This is a genomic window from Acinetobacter sp. S4400-12, from assembly GCF_024129495.1.
Classification (GTDB): Bacteria; Pseudomonadota; Gammaproteobacteria; order Pseudomonadales; family Moraxellaceae; genus Acinetobacter; species Acinetobacter lwoffii_C.
This window is the reverse complement of the sequence record NZ_JAMXYB010000031.1, coordinates 1-17050: the sequence shown is the minus strand read 5'-3', so window position 1 is coordinate 17050 and position 17050 is coordinate 1. Positions and strand designations below refer to the sequence as shown.

Below are 17050 nucleotides of genomic sequence, written 5' to 3'. Positions count from 1 at the left end.
ATGCGTTACCCCTTAGCGATCCACGTCAGCCATTACGACGTCAATTGTCGCTAAATAAATGATTAAGTCAGATACAAGACTGCCGTTAATCACAGAAGGCATTTGCTGTAAGTGCGTGAAAGTCGGTGTACGGATACGGGTACGATAACTCATGGTTGACTTGTCTGAAGTCAGATAGTAGTTCGATGCCCCTTTCACCACTTCGGCCATTACAGATGCTTCACCAGCAGGCATTACAGGACCCCATGACACGCTTAAGAAGTGCGTAATCAAGGTTTCAATATCTTGCAATGTCTTGTCTTTTGGTGGTGGAACTGCCAATGGATGGTCTGCTTTATAAGCACCAGATGGCATGTTATCCAGGCACTGACGAATGATTTTCAGTGATTCTTCGATTTCACGGAAATGAACCAGCACGCGTGCATAGGCATCGCCTTCGTACTCTAAAGGCACTTCAAAGTCGTAGTTTTCATAACCGCTATATGGACGGTATTTACGTACGTCGAAATCAATGCCTGTGGCACGCAGACCAGTACCTGTCACACCCCAAGCCAGCGCAGATTTTGCATCGTATTGCGCCACACCCTGGGTACGGCCCATGAATACCGAGTTGCGTAAAGCAGCTTTATAGTATTCATTCATACGTTTTGGCATCCAGTCGAGTAATTCTCGAACCAGCTTATCCCAGCCATTTGGCAGGTCGTGTGCAGTACCACCAATCCGGAACCATGCCGGATGCATACGGTAACCGGTAATCGCTTCCACGATGTCATAGACTTTTTGACGGTCAGCGAACATATAGAATACAGGCGTCATACCACCGGCATCCTGAATCGCAGTACCAATGAACAGCAAGTGGTTATTGATACGGAATAGTTCTGACATCATGACACGGATACATTGCGCGCGGTCAGGGACAGTAATGCCCGCCATTTGCTCCACACCCATCACATAAGGCATGTTTTGCGCACAACCACCCAGGTAGTCGACACGGTCAGTATAGGGAATGAAGGAATGCCAGGTTTGACGTTCAGCCATCTTCTCCACACCACGGTGGTGATAACCGATATCAGGCACACAGTCCTTCACTTCTTCACCATCCAGCTGCAAGATCACACGGAAGGCACCGTGCGCAGATGGGTGGTTTGGACCCAGGTTCAGGAACATGAAGTCTTCATCGGCATTACCGCGCTTCAGACCCCAGTCCTCAGGGACGAAACGTAAATGTTCCTGTTCAAAATCCTGCTTGGCCTTATCCTGGATATACGGCGTATATTCAGTTGCACGTGCAGAATACTCTTTACGTAATGGATGACCTTCCCAGTAGGTTGGCAACAAGATACGACGGAGCATTGGATGCCCTTCGAAATTGATACCAAACATGTCATAAGCTTCACGCTCATACCAGTTCGCATTCGGCCAGATATTCGTTGCGGTCGGCATATTCAGATCGCTGTCGCTTAAGGCCACTTTAATACGAATGTCACAGTTACGCTCTAACGACAATAAGTGATAGAACACTGTGAATTCTGATGCAGGCAAACCGTCGCGATGGGTACGCAAGCGCTCATCTACTGCAGACAAGTCAAATAGCATCACATAAGGACGTGGCACGGTACGCAAGAACATTAAAACTTCTTGTACACGTGCGCGCTCAACCCAAACTGTCGGGAAATCCTCGAAAGTCGTTTGCACAAAGAAGTTCTCACCAAATTTGGTTTTGAGCTCTTCAATGATGGCAAATGCTGGGCGTGAATCAACTGCTGTTGATTCTGGCATAGCAATGTCAGTTTCAGCCATTGGCTTGGCTTCCTATTTAATACAAATTCAGTCAACCTAAACGACGACTACACCCAGAGCGGGTGCAACAGATCATCTGTCGTTTAAATTATTTAATTTCATCCATAGAGCGTAAATTTTTCACAGCAACACGCTGATCTTTCTTACGGTCACGTTCCGGCATCATCTTTGGCTTATACACTGGCTTAAGATCATCACCGATCACCGCAGAAAGCGGACGACGCTCTAGTTGAATTTGGTCTTGCAACAGCATGAGTGCCTGAATCAGGGCTTCAGGACGTGGCGGGCAACCCGGGATATACACATCGACAGGAATGATTTTATCGACACCCTGTACAACTGAATAAATATCGTACATACCACCTGAGTTTGCACACGCACCCATTGAAATTACCCACTTTGGTTCAAGCATCTGCTCGTACAGACGTTGAATCACCGGAGCCATTTTCACGAAGCATGTACCAGCGACGATCATCAAGTCGGCCTGACGTGGTGAAGCACGGATGACCTCGGCACCAAAGCGTGACAAGTCATGCACACCGGTCAAGGTCGTTGCATACTCTACATAGCAGCAAGACGTACCAAAGTTAAACGGCCAAACTGAGTTCTTGCGTCCCCAGTTTACTGCTGTGTGTATTACATCCTCTAAGCGAGTCATGAATACGTTTTTATTCACTTCTTCTTCTAAAAGCGGGTCTTCTACCAAGATACGCTCTTGAAGTGGATATTGATCAGCATTCGGATTCGCACGGGTTAATGTGTATTTCATCCCGAGTTACTCCTTATCAGATGATTGAGCTTGTGACTTTTTCACAAGACCAGATGATTGAGCTGGGATTTGGCCAGTTGGGTCCATAACCAATTCTTCAACTGAGTTGAAGCGCGTAATTTCCGCAAGATCCATATTTGGCGAACCAATTTTAGGTTTAATCCCGGCTGCTTTACGTTTGTCTGAAGGTGCCCAGTTCAGTGCGCCTGTCGATAATTCGTAAACCAAGCCAACGAGTAAAACTAAAATAAATATAGCTGCGGTTACAAAACCAACCCAACCTACTTCACGAACAGAAGCTGCCCATGCGTACAGGTAAAGGGCTTCCAAGTCAAACACGACGAAGAAAATTGCAACCAGATAGAATTTTGCGGACAAGCGGATTCGGGCTCCACCTGCTCCAACTACGCCTGACTCAAACTGCTCCTGCTTGGCACGGCCCCATGATTTACCCCCGAGGAGTAATGGGACAGTGAGCATAAAGACGCACAAAAATGTAACACCGATCACGAAGGCAATAATTGCCCATTCGTATGGAGTAATGGCATTCATGCGGGGATAACTCCTGGCAGGCCTATTTATTAACAAAGAATGTATGTATTGGCCTTCAAATACACCAAACACAAAATTAATCCCGCCAATTGTACCTGATTTTGGATTTCACTTGCTAGCTTCTCGCCCTTAGTCTTTGGGATGATTTTTTAGGCATTTCAGTATTTAATTGGGCATGAGTACACTCAAAGCTGCACTAATTGCTTTATTTAGTTGATTTTTGACCTTCAATTATTTTAACAAGCCTGTAAAAATCCAGTTTTCAATCCTGACAGGCTATTTCAACTTAAATCCATCAAGTCAGGAAAGTTTCTATTTAGATCTTAAATCGAATTAACTAAAACAAAATGAGTGTGCCACAGCAAAAAGTAACTTTAAACACGATTTGCGTCGTTTAAATTTTCAGCAAAAAAAATAAATCAGGCAATTTAAACCCTGTTCCGGCTACGCCATATCTCTCAAGCAATTGTATTTTTTTGCAACACATTCAACAGATTGATTCAAATTATGTTATTTGTATTTCTAGGCCTGATAATCACATAAATAAAGCAACTAAAGGAGTCCAGTATGTCTCTACATTTTACGCATAAACCTAATTATTTTTTATTTGCCCAACTTTTGATTCGACATATCGAAACTTATATTCATAAACACCCTGATGCCAGCAATGCTATTTTTGACTTACGCGAAATTCACGACCTGTTCCAAGCCGATCAAGCCTCTTCGAGCATTAACCTGGAAGGCATTTTAAATATTGTTGATGAATATAAAGTGGAAACCATCTCTGGCGACCAAAAACTGATCCAGAATTATAGTATAGATGCCAAATACAATAAGCTGATGATTGATTTTAATGCAGAACCTTCAGATAGCCTGCGTGATGGCAAACCACTAATTGAACCGGACGTCACCGTACAGGAATAAATCCTCGTAGCATAAAACAAAAAAACGATACTGATTTCAGTATCGTTTTTTATATCTGGCGACTTAAACACAGATTTTAGGCTGAACGCTCGCTGCTGGCTTCTTCAACATGTTCCAGCGTTTTCAGTCTGGATTTCTTACTATAACGATGAGCCGGCCAAGTCATAATAAAGCGCGCGCCACCCAATTTCGGACTCTGATCAACCTCAATGCTTCCTCCGAACCAGTAAGCAATCCGACTAACAATAGAAAGTCCCAAACCATACCCCCCTGAAGCCCGGGTACGACTATCATCTAAACGGGCAAAAGCTTCAAAGATACGGGCGCGATCTATTTCCGGAATCCCCGGACCATCATCTTCTATACAGATATAGGCTTGTCCTTCAGCATCCAGCCCACCACTTAACAAAATTCTACTATCGCAATAACGTACGGCATTCCCTACCAAATTTTGAATCACCCGGTGCAAATAGCGCCGCTCCGCCTCTACCACTATGTCATCAGGCATTGCTTGCAGCTCAATAACTTTCCCGGTCTTCAGAGCTTCAGTTTCCACAGCAACCTGACTTAACACTTCATACAGATCTACATGTTCAAACTCAATTGAAGGCATGCCCTGCTCAAGCTTGGCATAGGTCATAATCTCATCAATCAGGGTATTTAGCGCCTCAATATCCTTATCGATCTGTTCGACCTGCTGTAGACGGTAATCGTAGTCATCTTCATCTGCCATCATTTCTACCGCAAAACGAATCCGTGCAACAGGCGTACGCAGCTCATGCGACACGGCACGCATCAGCTCACGCTGCGCTTCAATAAGACGCTGAATATGATCTGACATATTGTTATAGCTGGATGCCAGAGTCGCCATTTCATCATTTCCCTCAATCGGAAGACGGAGCGACATATTTCCGCTCTTCATCTTGTTCAGGGCATAATTGACTTCGCGCAGTTTACGCTGCATCGGCACCAGCAAACCATACACTCCCAGACTTAAGACAAACAAGCTGAGCAAGGTGATGCCCGCAGCCAGCTGAAATGGCATCCAGTTAAAGAGTGGCACTGGCCCCATAACCAGTACTTCCGAGGTCGAACCTGGAATGGGTGACACAATGGAAATAGTGGTGCCACGAATCGAGGCACTATCACGATACAGAATAATACTGTGATCCAGGCGTAAACGTCCGATCTGTTCGGAGTCCAGCGGCAGCGCCTGTACGGTCTCTATTGAAATCGGGTAGGAAAAATATGACTGAATACGTTCAAGATATTCTTTTTCCTGGCCCGGATAGTAGACGAGATAATCCAGAATAAAGACCGGCAGAGCCTTCATCTGACGTTCGGTAATATTGTCCGCCTTGATATAAAGATAATGCTCCGGGTCATCTTGCAGCGCTACAACAATATAGGCCACACTGGTTTTGGCATCCCAGCGCACGACGGCCTTGCGCTCAGCCAGTCGTCGGGCTTCGGCGCGGGTAACATCAACTTTACTGGCTTCAATATAGTAAATCGGGAGTTCTAATAAATCCGAGGCATCGGAAATCCAATCCATCTTCTGCTGAAGGTTGGGCTGACGCGCAACCCCCTCACTGATGATATAAGCCATACCATCAGTCAGGGATTCACGATATTCCTGCGCACGCTGATAGTTAATAATCTGTACCAGCAGGTAGCCAAATATCGCCACCAATACAACAAGGACGACCAATCCTGCGTAAATACGCAAAAATATACTGTGTTTAAACACTTATATTTATCCTGCTTTTCAGGCAACCAACCGTCTGACCCTACATTCCGTTGGTTTCTTTGACGAATAGATAACCTTTACTACGTACTGTTTTAATACGTTTTGGATTCTCTGGATCATCACCAATTTTTGGACGAATGCGCGAGATACGCACATCAATTGAGCGGTCCTGACCATCATATTCAATGCCGCGCAAGCGTTCGAAAATGTCTTCACGAGACAGAATACGCCCCGCATTTGAGGCAAGCAGCCACAACAGATCGTATTCAGCGCTGGTAAAATCAACCAGCTCGCCATTTAAGGTCACTGAACGCCCACCATTGTCGATGACCAGGTCATCAAACTCAATACGCTGTGCCACTTCATCTTCCGGCACCTTGTCGGTACGGCGTAGCAAAGCACGAATACGCGCTAAAAGTACACGTGGCTGTACCGGTTTAGCCACATAATCGTCCGCCCCCATTTCCAGACCCAATACCTGATCCATATCTTCTGTGCGTGCGGTCAGCATTAAAATCGGCTGATGATAATGTGGACGCACTTCACGACAAATGGTCAAACCATCTGCACCCGGCAACATCACATCGAGGACAACCATATCAGGCTGCTCGGCAATAATACGACGAATTGCACGATTACCATCCGGCTCAACTCCAACTTCCAGCCCGTTACGGATTAGATATTCTTGAGTTAAACGCGCAAGACGTTCATCATCTTCAACAATTAAAATCTTGGGTAACTTTTCTTCTTGGCTCATGTCTTGCCTCTTTATTTAATGGACGTATGCTATGGCGTATCCTTTTGAAATCCAATAGATACGATTTTAATATGCTTGCAATATACACACGTTTACATTGTAAACAATATCCTGTTCACCAAACTGATACATCAAAATAGCATTTTGTAATACTTATTAGGCGCCTTTTCAGACAAACGCGCCTTTCTCAAGAGCTCAGCCATCCTCTCACCTTTACAATAAAAATTACATGAATAAAATGTGACTGCTTGAGTCAAGGCTTTTTAGTTATCCACAAGGTTATCTATAAGCACTTGAGGCCAGCTTTGTTATGCTATGCCTTACCGGACAAGGCTTATACAAAAATCAATAAAAATAGGGATTTTTTTACAAAAGTTCGAGATAAAACTTCAGAAAAATATTTAGCAAAATGTCAATATTGATCTACCCTAATTTTTCCCGTATCTTGTGTCCAATTAAACTTTAAACCACTAGGTCTTGTGTTTATTCCTCAAACACTGTGGCACAAAAATTGCCCAGTTCAAATGGTCTATAAACATAAAAATAGATGACAAATGGAGCTATGCTAGCATGAGCGTATCAATTTCAACTCCTGGTCAAATTCAGGTGATTAAACGCACCGGAGATGTTGCCAGCTTTGACGCGGAAAAAATCTCTGTTGCCATTGGTAAAGCTTTCTTGGCTGTAGAAGGCCAGCAAAGCGCTGACTCAAGTCGTATTCACGATCGCATTGAACAACTGACGGAAATGGTCCTCAATACATTCAAACGTCGCTTGCCTTCAGGCGGAACCATTCACATTGAAGAAATCCAAGATCAGGTTGAACTTGCGCTTATGCGTACAGGCGAACAGAAAGTTGCGCGTGCCTATGTCATCTATCGCGAACAACGTGCTGAAGCTCGTAAGCAGCTGGGTGCAAACCATCACCCTACGCTTCAAGTCATGGATGCTGACGGGAAGCTTAAGCCACTCGATTTAAGTGCTTTGACTGCAACAGTGAGCAAAGCTGCTGAAGGTTTAGAAGGTATTGATATACAGGCGATTGTCAACGAGACTGTCAAGAACCTGTATAACGGCGTGAAAGAGTCTGACATCTCAACCACAATGATGATGGCGACCCGTACCCGTATTGAGCAAGAGCCTAACTATACGTATGTGACTGCACGTTTACTACGTGATGATCTGGTAGCCACCGGTTTAGAATTCTTGGGTCTTCCGACAGACACCAATGAAGGCGATGCGCTTGAAACTTTCCTGAAGAAAGGTATCGAGCTTGAGCTGCTTTCTCCAGAATTGTTGAACTTTGATCTGGCAAAACTGGCAGCGGCAATTCAACCAGAACGCTCAAACCAGTTTACTTACTTGGGCCTGCAAACTCTATTTGACCGTTACTTCATCCATTCAGATGGCGTACGTTTCGAACTTCCGCAATTGTTCTTTATGCGTGTTTCTATGGGCTTGTCGCTTAATGAAGAAAACCGTGAAGACCGCGCGATTGAGTTCTATAACTTATTGTCTAGCTTTGACTATATGGCATCGACGCCTACCCTGTTTAACTCAGGTACGTTACGTCCACAATTATCGAGCTGCTACTTGACCACCATTGATGATGATCTGTATGACATTTATGGCGCGATGCGTGATAACGCAATGCTGTCTAAATGGGCAGGCGGTTTAGGTAATGACTGGACACCAGTTCGTGCCCTAAACTCATACATCAAGGGGACTAACGGTAAGTCTCAAGGTGTAGTTCCATTCCTGAAAGTAGCGAACGATACGGCTGTTGCGGTGAACCAGGGTGGTAAGCGTAAAGGTGCAGTCTGTGCATACCTTGAAACCTGGCACCTGGACATTGAAGAATTCCTGGAACTGCGTAAGAACACCGGTGATGACCGTCGTCGTACCCACGACATGAACACGGCGAACTGGGTTCCTGACCTGTTCATGCAACGTGTATTTGAAGATGCGGAATGGACTTTATTCACTCCTTCTGAAACGCCTGATCTGCATGATTTGACTGGTGCAGAATTTGCTGAGCGTTATGCTTACTACGAAAGCATTGCCAAAGAAACAAATATGCTGCACAAGAAAATCCGTGCAAAAGATTTGTGGCGCAAAATGCTGTCGATGCTGTTTGAAACCGGTCACCCATGGATCACTTTCAAAGACGTATGTAACCTGCGTTCACCACAACAACATGTAGGTGTCGTTCACTCTTCTAACCTGTGTACTGAAATTACATTAAACACCAGCAAAGATGAAATTGCGGTATGTAACCTGGGTTCGATCAACCTGGTTCAGCATGTTCAAGGTGGTGTCTTAAATCGAGAGAAGCTTGCTCGCACGATTAAAACAGCCGTTCGTATGCTCGACAACGTAATTGACATCAACTACTACGCTGTTCCGCAAGCAAAAAATTCAAACCTGAAACACCGTCCAGTTGGTATGGGAATCATGGGCTTCCAGGATGCACTGTACGAAATGGGTATGGCTTACGGTTCTGATGAAGCGGTGAACTTCGCTGACGAATCGATGGAAGTGATTTCTTACTATGCCATTTCAACCTCAAGCGATTTGGCGGTTGAGCGTGGTACTTATGAAACCTTTAAGGGTTCATTATGGGATCAAGGCATCTTGCCAATCGACTCACTGGATCTGGTCGCAAAAACACGCCCAGAGCGCATGTTTGAAGTGGATCGCACGCAACGTCTGGATTGGGACAGCTTACGAGCCAAAGTTCAAAAAGACGGTATGCGTAACTCGAACGTGATGGCAATTGCTCCGACTGCTACGATTTCAAACATTTGTGGCGTGTCTCAGTCCATCGAGCCAACCTTCCAGAACTTGTATGTGAAATCTAACCTGTCTGGCGAATTCACCGTGATCAACCCGTATCTGGTTCGTGCATTAAAAGAACGCGGTCTGTGGGATGCGGTCATGGTCAACGACCTGAAACATTTTGAAGGTTCGGTGCAGAAGATTTCTCGTATTCCAGAAGAACTGAAAGCAATCTTCGCAACTGCATTTGAAGTTGAGCCACGCTGGATCGTGGATGCTGCTTCTCGTCGTCAAAAATGGATCGACCAAGCGCAATCGCTGAACCTGTATATTTCAGGTGCAAATGGTAAGAAGCTGGACATTACCTATAAAATGGCGTGGTTACGTGGCCTAAAAACCACTTATTACCTACGTGCACTGGGTGCCACATCTGCTGAGAAATCAACGATTAATACAGGCACACTAAATGCTGTTAAAGCGACTGCGACTACAGCACCTGTTGCAGCAGCCGCTCCGGTGGTTGAAGCGCAAAAACCTGAAGCTCCTGCAGAGGAAGAAGGTTTTGCTCAAGCGGCTCCAGTACCACAAGCATGTTCAATTGACAATCCTGATTGTGAGGCTTGTCAGTAATTTAGGTTTATACAGCTACATTGAGATAATGATGATTACTAACATGACAACATGTTGTAAATCAGATATCTGAATAGTTGTATTGGTTTAGATGTCCTGATTTTCAGCATGTTTTCCACGAGAAAGCATATGAAGAAAGCAGCATCAATGCTAGGTGCATGTGTCATAGCGATTTTTGGTACAACAGGTTTGGGCTTTTATTTCTATAACTCTCAAACCGATATTGATCAGAGTAAAATCACAGGCTCTAACAGTCTGAATAACTCTTCAATGAATGTTACTTATAACATTAACCATCATCACTATTACGCCACTGAGCAGAGTAAAAAATAAATTAAAGGAAATCAGCATGCCTCATATGACCCATAACTACATGTTAGGACTTGCGGCATTGCTGATTTCCTTTGCTATTACCTTTTACGCACCGATTGCTTATTTCTGGTTCAAAGTTCGCCAGCAGCGTAAGCAAAATAAGTAGTGGGGATAGTGCTGCTGTATAAATTCACAGCATTCATCGACAAAACTTAATTTTGCTTACACAAATTAAGCGTATAGTAAGACATCTCAGCCAAGCTGAATGTCGCATAAAAGATATAAAGCAACGTAGAGAGAATTGATATGTCTATCCTAAGTTGGGACGATTTCGAAGATGATTCGCAAAAACCGGCTGCACCTGAACACCAGCCTACGCCCGTCGAGCCGCAAAAAGCGACTAATTCACAAGTGGTATCTGATGCAGGCAACACATCGCCGGATGTGGCAACTGCACAACCCGCTCCAGCCCCTCGAAGTACAGGATCAAATCCAGCCGATTCACTGGCAAAAGCATCTGCTTCCTTAAGCCAGCTGGATGTTGCACCAGGTCTTGAAGAGCTTGAGATGGGTGCAGAGCGTGTACAGGTTGACGATAAACGTATGATCAACTGCCGCGCCGACTTGAATCAGCTTGTTCCATTCAAATATGAATGGGCGTGGCAGAAATATCTGGATGGTTGTGCCAACCACTGGATGCCACAAGAAATTAACATGAACCATGATATTGCATTATGGAAGTCTGAAGATGGTCTGACTGAAGATGAGCGTACCATCGTTATGCGTTCGCTTGGTTTCTTCTCGACTGCGGACTCACTGGTAGCCAATAACCTGGTACTGGCAATTTACCGCCATATTACCAACCCAGAATGCCGTCAGTACATCTTGCGTCAGTCGTTTGAAGAAGCGATTCACACCCATGCTTACCAGTACTGTATTGAATCTTTGGGTATGGATGAAGGCGAAGTCTTTAACATGTACCGTGAAGTTCCATCAGTGGCACGTAAAGCAGCGTGGGGGCTGAAGTATACCCAGTCTTTAAGTGATCCTACCTTTAAAACTGGTACACCTGAAAACGACCAGATTTTGCTTCGCAACCTGATTGCATTCTATTGCGTACTGGAAGGGATTTTCTTCTACTGCGGTTTTAGCCAAATCTTGTCGATGGGCCGCCGCAACAAGATGAACGGTGTAGCTGAGCAGTTCCAGTACATCTTGCGTGATGAGTCAATGCATCTGAACTTCGGTATCGACATGATCAACCAGATCAAGATCGAGAACCCACACTTGTGGACAGCTGAGTTCCAGCAAGAAGTCATTCAGATGATTCTTGAAGGCACTATGCTTGAAATCGAATATGCACGTGACACGATGCCACGCGGTGTATTGGGTATGAATGCCAGCATGATGGAAGAATACCTGAAGTTCATCTGTAACCGTCGTTTGAGCCAGTTAGGCTTACCTGAACAGTTTACTGGGGTAAACAACCCATTCCAGTGGATGTCAGAGATGATGGATCTACGTAAAGAGAAGAACTTCTTTGAAACGCGCGTTACGGATTACCAGACAGGTGGTGCGTTAAGCTGGTAAGGGAAAGATAAAACGCTGAATGACAGATAATGTGAGATTTTTGACACATATTTCGAGATTGTTACAAACTTAATCAGCTATGCTAAAGCAAAAAAATAGAGCCTAATGGCTCTATTTTTTTACTACTTAATACAAAATACAAAATTTCCTAAAGAAAGCCCATCTATCTAGATGGGCTTTTTTGTGAATACGAAACGTTTGATATTCCATTGTAGTATGAATAATCTAACTATGATGATACTCGTGAAAGTAAAATATAATCCCCACCATCCATTGCCAAACTTTGAACAAATCGACTTCTTTCCCAAAAAGCTACTTTATCATCTTCATGAATTGAGTCTAATTCACAAAAAAATTTATGATACCAATATGCCCATGGTTTTGATTTAAGAGTTCTTCCACTTATAGATCTAGTACGTCGTTGAACTTGTTGTTGAAAATACTCAAATTCCGTAGGATCTATTTCATTTTCTATAATTTGCTCAATATTAGTAAAGTGTCCCTCAGCCCTGTTTGAATAGCCACCGATTTTGTAGACACTCTTTAGTTAGATAAAATGGCTAATTAACGAGGTGTTTATGAGCAGTAGCAAACGATATCCTGAAGAATTCAAAATTGAAGCAGTAAAGCAAGTGACTGAAAAAGGTCATAGTGTATCTGAAGTGGCCACACGTTTAGGTACAACCACGCATAGTCTGTATGCCTGGATCAAGCGTTATGATCCTCAGGAACCTAAAATCACAGACCCTAGGGATGCAGTTTCAGAATTGGCAAAGCTAAAAAAGGAGCTGCAACGGGTTACCGAAGAAAGGGACATATTAAAAAAAGCCGCGGTGTACTTCGCAAGCCAGTCCAAATGAGGTATGCCTTTATTCAGGACAATAAGCACATATGGCCTATTCGTCGTTTATGTTCGACTTTAGATGTTCATCACAGTGGTTATTACGCATGGTTAAAGCAACCCACGAGTAAAACCACAAAGAAACGGCAACTGCTTGCAGGCTTAATTAAACAGTTTTGGCTGGAATCTGGAGGAGTCTACGGCTATCGCAAGATTCACTGTGATTTGAAAGACGCTGGCGAAAATTGCGGTATCAACCGGGTACATCGGTTAATGAAAGCGGATGGGCTTAAATCACAGCGCGGCTATCGCAAGCCTAGAGCTTATGCAGGTACGCCAAGTATTGTTTCCGCAAACACCTTAGAACGACAGTTTAATCCAACTCAGCCTAATCAGCGGTGGGTGACTGATATTACTTATATTCGCACACATGAAGGTTGGTTATATCTTGCTGTGGTAATTGATTTATTTTCACGTCTTGTTGTTGGTTGGTCTATGAAATCGAGAATGACTACAGATCTGGTTTTAGATGCATTATTGATGGCACTATGGCGGAGAAAACCACAGAATAAAGTTCTGATCCACTCTGACCAAGGCAGCCAATACACCAGCCATGAATGGCAAGCATTCATTAAACAACACAATCTGGAATGTAGTATGAGTCGCAGAGGAAACTGTCATGATAATGCTGTTGCTGAGAGCTTCTTTCAGTTGCTGAAGCGGGAGCGTATTAAGAAGAAAATTTACGTATCGAGATCAGATGCTCGAGCGGATATATTTGAATATATTGAAATGTTTTATAACTCAAAACGAAGACATGGTTCCAATGGACAACGTTCTCCATTAGATTATGAAAAGGCCCATCAAAAGATGGTTATGTGTGTCTAGAATTTTGGTGGCTATTCATCTTCAGAGGCTAATGACTATTTAGGTATGCATCGCACGCATATGACTAATCTAGTAACTCAAGGATTAATTAAGCCTAAATTTCATGGCAATAAATTTTATTCGGTCCGACTATTCTTACGGGAGGACGTTGAGAAATTACTCGAAGCCGGTTATGGCTATAAAAGTAATCAAAAAAAATCTTGACTTATGTGTCAGAGATTCTTAGAAAATCTTAACTTATGTGTCAAAACCTCGTTAAGATTGAATGTCAAAAAAAGTAATAAATAATTGATTTATTTAATTAAATAAATCTCACATTATCTGTCATTTAACGTAAAAAAAATCCCGTCATAATGACGGGATTTTTACCAAGCGATTCAAACCAAGACTCTAGAAGTTAAATCTAAAATGCTTAGCTTTGTCTTAAATTTTTATAAGAAATTTCAATTTCTTCAATCAAATCCTGCCATTTCTTTAATACAACCTCACTTGAGTTTTGCTCGCTTAAGGCTATTGCATTAGATCTCATACCTTGCTTAAAAACATCTGAAGTATTCAGATAATCTATCAGTGTCTGTGCATATAATTTTTTATCATCACCCTCGACCAAATAACCATTTTTCTTATGAACGATCATTTCCGATGGGCCATATCGAATATCAAAAGATGTTACAGGACACCCATTAGCAAGGGCTTCCATAACCACTAAACAAAATGACTCACTTTGACTAGTTAGAAGCAACATTGAAGAGGATTGAAGAAGCGGGTTAATATTTTTTGCAAATGGAAAAAGTTTTATCGAATGAGTTAACTGCATTGAATCAATTAATAACTGTAAATTTTCATGCTCTAGGCCAAAACCATACATATTAAGTTTAGCATTAGGATGTGTCTTTAAGACTTCAGCGAAAATTTCAATTAAAAGATCTAAACGTTTACCTTTATCGTAGCGAGCTAAAGAAATAAATTGCAATGGATCGACTGGTAAATTAAGGCTATGTGGCTTTTTACTTAATGTATGTGGAATTACTTTATAGCAAGAGGATTCACCGTAAACTTTTATAATATCTTCTTTCTGAGCATGAGTTAAAATAACTAATGCAGCAAGCTTATCTAAATTATTAAAATAATGGGTATAACGTTTATTTGGTGCAGAAAAAATATCTAAATAGTTTGTATAATGTGCAGCATGTATTGTTCCAATAAAAAAATAATTAGATGGATTATTCCCCAATAAAAAAGGAAAGAATTCTGTAATCCGATCTATAAAAAAATAATAAAGAATATTTTTTTTAATACAAATATATTCTTTAAGGGTATAAACCGCTAAATCAATAAGTGAATCAAATTCTTTTTCAACCATTCCAAATTGATCAAACAAACAAATGGAATTAATTTTCTTAACATCCTTCTTATAAGAAAAATTTATTTTTAAAACTAATTTCCCATAAATATCATAAAAAAACTCATTTATAACTTTCTTATCTACTAGAGTTTGAAATGTGCATAATTTACCATAGTCATCATATTTAGAACGTGCATTTAAGATACCCTCATCAAAATAATTAATATGGGTTAATCTATTATCATGAAACACCTCATATCTTTTATTCTTATTAAACTTATCCTTATAAACTCGGTTTCCATTTTTATCGTATTCACAATTATTATGTGGCTTATCTATCAGCACACAGTGATTATCCTGTTCTTTTTTCTGAAAAAAAGAAAACAGGTTAATTAGCTTAATATTTTCTCTATTTGTTAATAAGCCTGAAGCATAACATTCATTAAAATGAATACGAGTTAAAGCATCATACTGAATAGTAAATAAAAAAACTTTATACCCAGCATTTGCTAGTAGTTCTGCTCTTCTCAACATTGAAACAACGATACCTGTTTTATTATGAGATATCTTTGGATATAGCATATAAAATTCTTTCATATTTTTAACGCAGATTCATTGGTAAAAAATTATTAACACATGGCATTGTTGCGTTTTTAGCCAACCACTCATAATATTGCACTTGAGCACAAGCCACAGGATAAGCTATAAACCCAACCCCAGGGCCAGCATTTACTTCATAAATTACTATTTTTCCCTCTTGAGAAATACCCAAATCCAAGCCTAATGCATCCAAACGCCACGGATACAACCTTTGAAATTTTCTGATAAAAATATCAAATAATTTTTTAAGTTGAGTATTAATAATCTCATAGGACTCTGGATAATATTGTTCTAAGAACATTTGTTCACGAGTTGTAATTAAAGCTCCCTGCATACCATTAGTAATATCGGACTTAGCATTAAGATTGACATAGGGAAAAGTTTTAATTAACTGCCATTTCCCTAAAGCACCGCGTGTAATATGCATACGGAAAACTGTAGTTTGACCTACATTCGTTTCACTTACGAAAAAGGGACTAAAATTAAAGCTTTTACCACCTCTTAATTCTTTTTTAAAAAAAGTTGCTAACTCATCTTCAGTAAACTCAGAGCATTCAGTTAAATATCGAACCCTATAAGATGAATATAGTTTTTCTATTGTATAAATACCTTTTCCTTGATTACTTGAAGCAGGCTTAGCAATAACTTTTTTATATCTAGAAATAAAGCTAAAAAAATCTTCTATATTATCAAAATCAACAACTTCAATTAAAAAATCCTTAAACTCTTCGACTTGACACATTTTTTTATAAACTTCTTGCTTAGTCCCCACCCTATTACTTGTAAACGGAATCATTTCAGCAAGTTTTAAATAAACTTCTTTATCTTCTTTTTTTACCGCTAATCTGTTCTGAATAATATCAGGAAAAGAAAATGAATTTTCAACAACCTTACCATTATCAAGCGTTTTTCCTAAAATTTCATGATGCTCAAAAGATACATCCTTAGCAGTAAAAATATAAGCCTGATGACCTCTATTTTGAGCAACCTGAATAAATATTTCCTCAACATCAGTCAAACTTTTATTTGGCTTTAAAATGCCAAAAACAGCCATTTAATTTCTCCAGTATAAATATCAGTAAAAAATAAAAGATGATCTATTTTATCTAGACTAAAATATCAATTTATTTATTTTCATTTCAGTTAGACGATTTCTATCAAAATCTTTAAAAAAAGTATCTACATTTGTGATATCTAGACCTTGTATATCACTAAAGTCATACTTCCACCATTCTGTTTCTAAAATTTTATCAATCGTTTTTTGATCAAAACGATATTTAATTATTTTTGCAGGATTTCCTCCCACTATAGCAAAAGCAGGCACATTTTTAGTTACAACAGCATCTGCCGCTATTACCGCCCCTATCCCGATATAAAGATTAGCTTTTAATGTTACTCTTGAGCCAATCCATACATCATGATCTATTAGACTTCTTTCATAAGTCATTTTTTACTCAGTTCTAAATTATAGATTCCCGCAATTAGATTGAATCTTAATCCTAGTCTTTTGCCTC

At 41.1% G+C, this 17050-nt stretch carries 14 protein-coding genes and 1 pseudogene; 7 read left to right on the top strand and 8 right to left on the bottom strand.

Annotated elements, in window-relative coordinates; translation table 11 throughout:
* Positions 1 to 12: 12 nt before the first annotated feature.
* The 3 genes from nuoC to NI461_RS11245 all read right to left on the bottom strand — a co-directional run bounded on the left by nuoC (position 13) and on the right by NI461_RS11245 (position 3121).
* Complete coding sequence (nuoC, locus tag NI461_RS11255; RefSeq protein ID WP_151203436.1) at positions 13 to 1800, bottom strand: NADH-quinone oxidoreductase subunit C/D; 1788 nt, start codon at positions 1798 to 1800, stop codon at positions 13 to 15.
* A gap of 88 nt (positions 1801 to 1888) precedes the next feature.
* Positions 1889 to 2569 carry an NADH-quinone oxidoreductase subunit B family protein gene (locus NI461_RS11250; protein ID WP_151203435.1) on the bottom strand — a complete coding sequence of 227 codons (681 nt, stop codon included), beginning with the start codon at positions 2567 to 2569 and terminating at the stop codon, positions 1889 to 1891.
* Positions 2570 to 2575: 6 nt separating this feature from the next.
* Entirely contained in the window at positions 2576 to 3121 is a 546-nt protein-coding gene (locus tag NI461_RS11245) for an NADH-quinone oxidoreductase subunit A (protein WP_151207530.1), read from the bottom strand.
* Between the two features lie 567 nt (positions 3122 to 3688).
* Here NI461_RS11245 and NI461_RS11240 point away from each other — a divergent pair.
* A complete protein-coding gene (locus NI461_RS11240) occupies positions 3689 to 4045 on the top strand; it encodes a hypothetical protein (protein ID WP_253157333.1) in 357 nt (118 codons plus the stop codon).
* Positions 4046 to 4121: 76 nt separating this feature from the next.
* Here the strand turns inward: NI461_RS11240 and bfmS are convergent, their stop codons facing one another.
* Together bfmS and bfmR are read right to left on the bottom strand one after the other, a co-directional pair.
* On the bottom strand, positions 4122 to 5795 hold the full coding sequence (gene bfmS, locus NI461_RS11235) for a sensor histidine kinase BfmS (protein ID WP_253157331.1): 1674 nt from the start codon (positions 5793 to 5795) through the stop codon (positions 4122 to 4124).
* A 40-nt stretch (positions 5796 to 5835) separates the two neighbouring features.
* Positions 5836 to 6552, bottom strand: coding sequence for a response regulator transcription factor BfmR (bfmR, locus tag NI461_RS11230; RefSeq protein WP_004891693.1), 717 nt, complete (start codon positions 6550 to 6552; stop codon positions 5836 to 5838).
* Between the two features lie 570 nt (positions 6553 to 7122).
* Between bfmR and NI461_RS11225 the strand changes: the two genes are divergently transcribed.
* The 6 genes and pseudogenes from NI461_RS11225 to NI461_RS14315 form a co-directional block, all read left to right on the top strand.
* Positions 7123 to 9960 (top strand): ribonucleoside-diphosphate reductase subunit alpha, encoded by a 2838-nt coding sequence (locus NI461_RS11225; RefSeq protein WP_253157330.1) that lies wholly within the window; start codon positions 7123 to 7125, stop codon positions 9958 to 9960.
* Positions 9961 to 10089: 129 nt separating this feature from the next.
* Positions 10090 to 10293 (top strand): hypothetical protein, encoded by a 204-nt coding sequence (locus NI461_RS11220; RefSeq protein WP_253157329.1) that lies wholly within the window; start codon positions 10090 to 10092, stop codon positions 10291 to 10293.
* 16 nt (positions 10294 to 10309) lie between these two features.
* Positions 10310 to 10438, top strand: a complete 129-nt coding sequence (locus NI461_RS14220) for a hypothetical protein (protein ID WP_262934104.1) — start codon at positions 10310 to 10312, stop codon at positions 10436 to 10438.
* 140 nt (positions 10439 to 10578) lie between these two features.
* The gene (locus tag NI461_RS11215) at positions 10579 to 11862 is read left to right on the top strand and encodes a ribonucleotide-diphosphate reductase subunit beta (protein WP_151203429.1); all 1284 of its coding nucleotides are present in this window, start codon (positions 10579 to 10581) and stop codon (positions 11860 to 11862) included.
* 578 nt (positions 11863 to 12440) lie between these two features.
* Positions 12441 to 13591, top strand: a protein-coding gene (locus NI461_RS11210) for an IS3 family transposase (protein ID WP_253157328.1) whose coding sequence is annotated in 2 segments (ribosomal slippage) — positions 12441 to 12681 and positions 12681 to 13591 — 1152 coding nt in all. Because the reading frame shifts where the segments join, the coding sequence is not laid out codon by codon here.
* A gap of 24 nt (positions 13592 to 13615) precedes the next feature.
* Positions 13616 to 13795 (top strand): annotated as a pseudogene (locus tag NI461_RS14315) (hypothetical protein); the annotation flags it as partial.
* A 208-nt stretch (positions 13796 to 14003) separates the two neighbouring features.
* Here the strand turns inward: NI461_RS14315 and NI461_RS11205 are convergent.
* Genes NI461_RS11205 through NI461_RS11195 form a run of 3 tightly spaced genes read right to left on the bottom strand, consistent with a single transcriptional unit; the run spans position 14004 to position 16983 of the window.
* Complete coding sequence (locus NI461_RS11205) at positions 14004 to 15518, bottom strand: glycosyltransferase (protein WP_253157326.1); 1515 nt, start codon at positions 15516 to 15518, stop codon at positions 14004 to 14006.
* A 19-nt stretch (positions 15519 to 15537) separates the two neighbouring features.
* Positions 15538 to 16590: a YheC/YheD family protein gene (locus NI461_RS11200; RefSeq protein WP_253157324.1), complete on the bottom strand. Its 1053-nt coding sequence runs from the start codon at positions 16588 to 16590 to the stop codon at positions 15538 to 15540.
* 57 nt (positions 16591 to 16647) lie between these two features.
* On the bottom strand, positions 16648 to 16983 hold the full coding sequence (locus tag NI461_RS11195; RefSeq protein ID WP_253157322.1) for a hypothetical protein: 336 nt from the start codon (positions 16981 to 16983) through the stop codon (positions 16648 to 16650).
* Positions 16984 to 17050: the final 67 nt, after the last annotated feature.